This window comes from Paenibacillus sp. Marseille-Q9583, from assembly GCF_976954365.1.
Map to the genome: position 1 here is coordinate 1 of NZ_CDRJTB010000135.1, position 5,123 is coordinate 5,123.

Sequence of the window (5,123 nt, forward strand, 5' to 3'; positions counted from 1 at the left end):
ATGGCTGATATTAAAATTGGAAATAATAATAAAATAAAAAACAGTTCAGTCGGGCATCAGGTCAATGCTGTTAACAATTTGAATAATAAGCCGCCTAAGAAAAAATCATTCTCTCAAAGACATCCAATAATTCTCTCTGTAATAATTTCACTAATTACAGGCTTTGCTCTTTTGTTCTCATTTTGGAAGCAAATCGTTGATTTTATTGAAAACTTATTTTAATAATTTTAATCGGATTAAACCCTGTCATTATTGGTAGGGTATTTCTTTGCGGTCAGGAAAAATTTCCTTGCCAATAAATAATATTTTACAAGGGTTGGGGGGAATAGTACTTGAATAAAACGATTCTTGATATTGATCCGAATGATCGGAAAGTACTTTTGATAGGGGATTACAGTGAAATAGAAACGGTTATTACTCAAAATTCTGATGATAAATTAAAAAAAATGGTTAAAACAGCAGGTATAAGTATGGCTGGGAGGTTGGCGGCAAGAACTGCATTCTCTCTAGTTAATCCTTTGGGAGCAGCATTAGTAGTTGGTGCTGCTGATTTGATAGGGATGAAAAGTTGGAAGGAAAAAGAAGTCACAACCGAACTCACATATATCAAAGTACCTCTCAAACAAGCTTTTGATAACTTAGAATGGAAAGGCTCGATATCTCCTCAGAAGAATACTTTTTACATTAAAAATCCGCATAATGATAAGGTGTATTTTCCTGCAAAGTCTTTTCACTCCATTGCTTTTGAAGAAAAGTATAATGAAGCTATCAGGCTGTTAATGTCTCTCAAACCAAAAGAGCTTACGGTCGAATATAGAGAAGGGTATTCGCAAGAAATAAATGCTAGGTTTAGTGGTGGTAAGAAAGCAGTTAAAGGACAAGGGAACTTTCAAATGAGTAATGAAAGAGGTAAAGAAATATTGTTCAAAGCAGAATTTAGGAAGCCCTCATTATTTTCTAAAGCTAAACTTCCTTCGGATCTTATATGGTATCCTACCGAAGAAAAATGGTTAAGTGTAGTCGACGGTGTCCTCAATCATGGTTTAGAAAAAGTTGAGATGGATATCAGTTATAATGATGATTTTGGTATAAACGCTGAGCTTCAAGCTTCAATCGCAAAAATCCTTGGAGGTAAAGCAAAGTCTGATTATACTAAGTTTACAAAGACTCTTTGGAAAGTTAATGCTACATTTTGGTAACAGATACTCTAATTAAAAAAATGAGTGAATGTAAGAAACATACTCTACCAGCAAGGATAGTTTTTTAATTCATAGGAGTGATCATGTTGAGTAATGTATACAAAGTCTTGAAGACGGATGCAGAATTTCTGACTGCTGCTTTGTCACAGTCACAAGTAGATATTCTCGAACGCCGTGGTGATTTGGTCGGCTGTATAATTGATTGTGAGGGTCCAGTCCAGAAATGGAGTCCAATTAGCGTTAAAGTCGCGGATGCTTATTACATGAGAACCGAATTTGAATTTAGGATGGTTTTGGCATAAACCTTTATATCAAATACCCCATCAACCGTAACTGGTTGATGGGGCTATTTTTGTTTATTGAGCTGTGTACTCGCTTACTTCAAAGGAGAGGATCTTGTCATGAATTACATAGTCTGTTCGTTTGCTGAATGGGCCTTTATTGTTCGCATGCTTATCTATTCCATAACGAGTGACCCCAGAAGCTGAATCATACCAGTTAAGGAATGCGTTTATCTCAGACATTGAGAGATCAAATTCTTTATCAATGCCAGTTGTTAGTGTGACTAATAGAATAGCACGATCTCCTGATGGAATTTCAGGTGTTGCAGTTGGTGTCGCAGTCGGTGTGGGTATTGGCGTTGTACTTGGTGTTGAGGTCGGTGTAGCGGTATTAGTGTTGAACATTTCCAACTCTCCTAAAGCAGTAAAGTCAGCTAAGCCATTATTACTTAGAATGTTTAATCTATACTTTATATAAGATTTTTCATTAATGAAATTAAACACCTTTTTTACGTTTGGTTTCCAGTCGGTTATATCTGATTCAGAGTGGAGTACAATCCAATTTTCTCCGTCCCATGCATCAAAAGTAAAGTTTTTAGGTGTTTCACCTTTATAGGTATTTTGATCAATGGATGAACGAGGCCATAAAGCATACTGATTAACCACAACAGGGCGGTCAAATTCATATGCAACCCATCCAGAAGGGCTATTCATGTTCGCCCATCCATAACTATCATTCTTAACCCCGTTAAAAAGGTTAAATGGTTGGTGCTGACTGCTCCAAACACTACTGGCAGTTACATGGCCCAAAGGTGCATCATTCGAAGTCATTATAGGAATGAGATTACTTTGAACAGAAGTTCCTTCAGCTATAATATTAGATGAGAAACTAAAAATTAATAAAAACGTAAGAAGGACAGGCAGAAAGATTTTTTTCATATGTATTCTCCTTAAATGTATTTGCAAATCATAGATTACTGCAATTGTTAATACACGTCTAAACATATTTGACTATATCTGTAATTAAATGATGGGAAAACATTATTTTCTTTTCAATCTCAACAAATGAATATGTTCTCCTTTGATCAAAGAACGTATGTTTAGTTATAATACAAACAAATGTTCTTGTTATTGGAGGCGATCACATGAGATGCGTGTAGGTCAAATCATTGAAATTATATACCAGGACAAAACGGGCAAGATTACGCAACGTAAGTTTGAGATCATCGGCATTCGTACTGACCGTATAAGGGCTAACTGTTTGACTACTGGAGCACCACGTGTTTTTTTTTAGCATCTGGGATATTATCCTGGCGACCTCTACAAGAGAAACGCCATGCTTAGTGATACAGCCCGCAAGCTTCTGATGATCATGCGGCATTGCTCGGTGCATCATGGATATAAGCCTACGCTAGAGGTACTGGAGAGAAAGAGTGGGCGGACATCGGAAAAGATCCGAGCCGGGCTGCAGGAATTGACAGAGAATAAATACATTCTGTGGGAGTTCGGGAAACCGCTAGAGAGTGCAGTTGTCATTGAGGAATGGGAGAGAAATGAGGATCGACCAGCATCAGTTACATGGGGCTTGGATGGCGGCCATATAGGTTACTGGACAGATTACTAGAAAGGTATACATAATTATAATGACATAGCTAAACCCCAGGAGCACTTCCTGGGGTTTAATTTTATTCACAACCTATACCGTCTCCGTCTCGATCGAGCTTTCTTGAGTAGCCAGGGTCACCTGCATAGATTGGATCTGCGCCGGCTGCCCTGACGGCAGAACAGTTCTTGTAATAAACATCTTGGACTGGTTGGGGTGTTGCTTTTGGCTTTTTAGTAGGAGCAGCAGTTGGCTTCTTGGTTTGTGCTGCTGCAGGTTTTTTCGTTTCAACAGGTTTCGAAGTAGCCACTGGTTTTGGTGAGGGTTTGACAGTAGCAGTTGGTTGAGCACTTACTTTCGCAACTACAGTATCATCATAGCCTTTATCAGTTGCGTAATCTTCTATGCTCCAAATCCCTAACTTAGCCGACTGTGCTTTCTTCTGGATCTCCCTAAATTGATCAACATATTTGACATCAGGCTGATAAACAGCAACCCTCGCAAGACCCTTTTCAAGCAACATTTCATTCACCATCTTATCACCAACGTATGCATATGCTAAAATGCGTCCATATTTATCGCGCTCAGATACATCAAATTCGAGTTTTACAGTCTTTCCTGTAAGGATTTCTGTTGTATACGCGCTCGCTTCAAGGCCAAAAGGTTGAACCGGCTTAGAGGGATGCTTAGTCTCCGGTGTATCAATAAGTATAAGCCGCACTTTCTCAGATGTGCCGTCTTGTAATTTGACTGTAAAGGTATCCCCATCAGTGATGGAGATTACCTGAACTTCAATTGTTTTCGCAGATGAATTTAAACTTGTTGGTTCGATATTTTGCTTTGCGTCAACCGACATTGGCAATTTTTCAGTGCTTTCATTCTGGTTAACATTTTCCACAATCTTTTCTTTTGCTACGGAGTTTCCTTGCTCAACAGTCGTAACTTTAGGAACAGTTACTACAAACAATATAAGAGATATCGCAATAGTGATTAATGAATATGTGGTAACCGCTTTGCGTGTCTTTTTGGTTGGATCTCCCCAGCGAATAACTAATGAAGGTTTAATCAGACCTATAATCCAAATCGGTATTGCAACAAAGGATATCAAGAAAAAGTTAATAGCTATAGCATCCCGAAAAGTTATGCTCGTAAAAATAAGAATTTCTATTAAAGCGATAATACTAAGAGAAATCCAAAACTTTTTTGATCTGAACATCTAGGAACCCCTTTTCTATAAATAGATGAAGTTAGCTTAGCAGAAATGGGAGATAATGACTATGGGAATCAAACGGGAACTTCATCAAACATACAATATACTCGCAAGGATTTTTATTTACAATGTCGAAATCAGTTATGAGTAAATTCTGAAAGATAAGAGGGCATAATGGATGAATTATTTTATTGTTTTTCAAAATAAAAGTTACGTTGAAGAGCGATCAGGTGGATTTCTTTGGGCACCTACAAAAAACAATGAAGGCCAGACATTTCATTATTGGACTACAATGACTAGTGTTAAAAAAGGTGATTTAATATTCAATAGTGTTGGTGGTAAGCTTTTGGATATTATCACTGCACTAGAAGATGCTAAAGAACAGGATAAGCCACTTGGTTTAGATAAAAATGAACTATGGAGAAACCATGGCTGGTACGTAAAGGGAGAATATATTGGGGTTAATAATCCAATAAAGTACAGTGTATACTCAGAAGAGATTAAGAAACTTCAAGCCTCCAAATACGCTCCTTTTAATATTACGGGTGGTGGAAATCAAGGTTACCTATATCAGATATCTCAGGAGTTTGCGGATTTTTTGTTAGAATTAGTAGGACATACAAGACCTAATGAGGAAAATATTATATTTGAGATTGAAAATGAATTGCCTTCCAGTTTGGATCCAACAGAGAAAGAACAAATTGTGAAAGCGAGAATAGGTCAGGGCCTATTTAAAACAAAATTATTGAAATTGGGATGTAAGTGTAGAATTTGTGGTATAAACAATTCTGATTTTCTTATAGCTAGTCATATTAAGCCATGGAGGATAT

General features: G+C 37.3%; 8 protein-coding genes. 6 read left to right on the forward strand and 2 right to left on the reverse strand.

The window, feature by feature from the left end; translation table 11 throughout:
- The 3 genes from ACWNM1_RS30155 to ACWNM1_RS30165 form a co-directional block, all read left to right on the forward strand.
- Window positions 1-222, forward strand: a 222-nt coding sequence (locus ACWNM1_RS30155) for a hypothetical protein (protein WP_449603862.1), incomplete at its 5' end; no start/stop codon positions are given.
- A 110-nt stretch (window positions 223-332) separates the two neighbouring features.
- The gene (locus ACWNM1_RS30160) at window positions 333-1,199 is read left to right on the forward strand and encodes a hypothetical protein (RefSeq protein WP_449603863.1); all 867 of its coding nucleotides are present in this window, start codon (window positions 333-335) and stop codon (window positions 1,197-1,199) included.
- A gap of 83 nt (window positions 1,200-1,282) precedes the next feature.
- On the forward strand, window positions 1,283-1,501 hold the full coding sequence (locus tag ACWNM1_RS30165) for a hypothetical protein (protein ID WP_449603864.1): 219 nt from the start codon (window positions 1,283-1,285) through the stop codon (window positions 1,499-1,501).
- Window positions 1,502-1,555: 54 nt separating this feature from the next.
- Here the strand turns inward: ACWNM1_RS30165 and ACWNM1_RS30170 are convergent, their stop codons facing one another.
- Window positions 1,556-2,419: a discoidin domain-containing protein gene (locus tag ACWNM1_RS30170; RefSeq protein ID WP_449603865.1), complete on the reverse strand. Its 864-nt coding sequence runs from the start codon at window positions 2,417-2,419 to the stop codon at window positions 1,556-1,558.
- Window positions 2,420-2,630: 211 nt separating this feature from the next.
- On the opposite strand from ACWNM1_RS30170, the gene ACWNM1_RS30175 reads away from it, so the two are divergent.
- Together ACWNM1_RS30175 and ACWNM1_RS30180 are read left to right on the forward strand one after the other, a co-directional pair.
- Window positions 2,631-2,774, forward strand: coding sequence for a hypothetical protein (locus tag ACWNM1_RS30175; protein WP_449603866.1), 144 nt, complete (start codon window positions 2,631-2,633; stop codon window positions 2,772-2,774).
- A 42-nt stretch (window positions 2,775-2,816) separates the two neighbouring features.
- Window positions 2,817-3,104, forward strand: coding sequence for a hypothetical protein (locus ACWNM1_RS30180; RefSeq protein ID WP_449603867.1), 288 nt, complete (start codon window positions 2,817-2,819; stop codon window positions 3,102-3,104).
- 61 nt (window positions 3,105-3,165) lie between these two features.
- Here the strand turns inward: ACWNM1_RS30180 and ACWNM1_RS30185 are convergent, their stop codons facing one another.
- Window positions 3,166-4,299, reverse strand: a complete 1,134-nt coding sequence (locus ACWNM1_RS30185; protein WP_449603868.1) for a thermonuclease family protein — start codon at window positions 4,297-4,299, stop codon at window positions 3,166-3,168.
- Between the two features lie 172 nt (window positions 4,300-4,471).
- Between ACWNM1_RS30185 and ACWNM1_RS30190 the strand changes: the two genes are divergently transcribed.
- A partial coding sequence (locus ACWNM1_RS30190) for an HNH endonuclease (RefSeq protein WP_449603869.1) occupies window positions 4,472-5,123 on the forward strand: 652 nt, incomplete at its 3' end.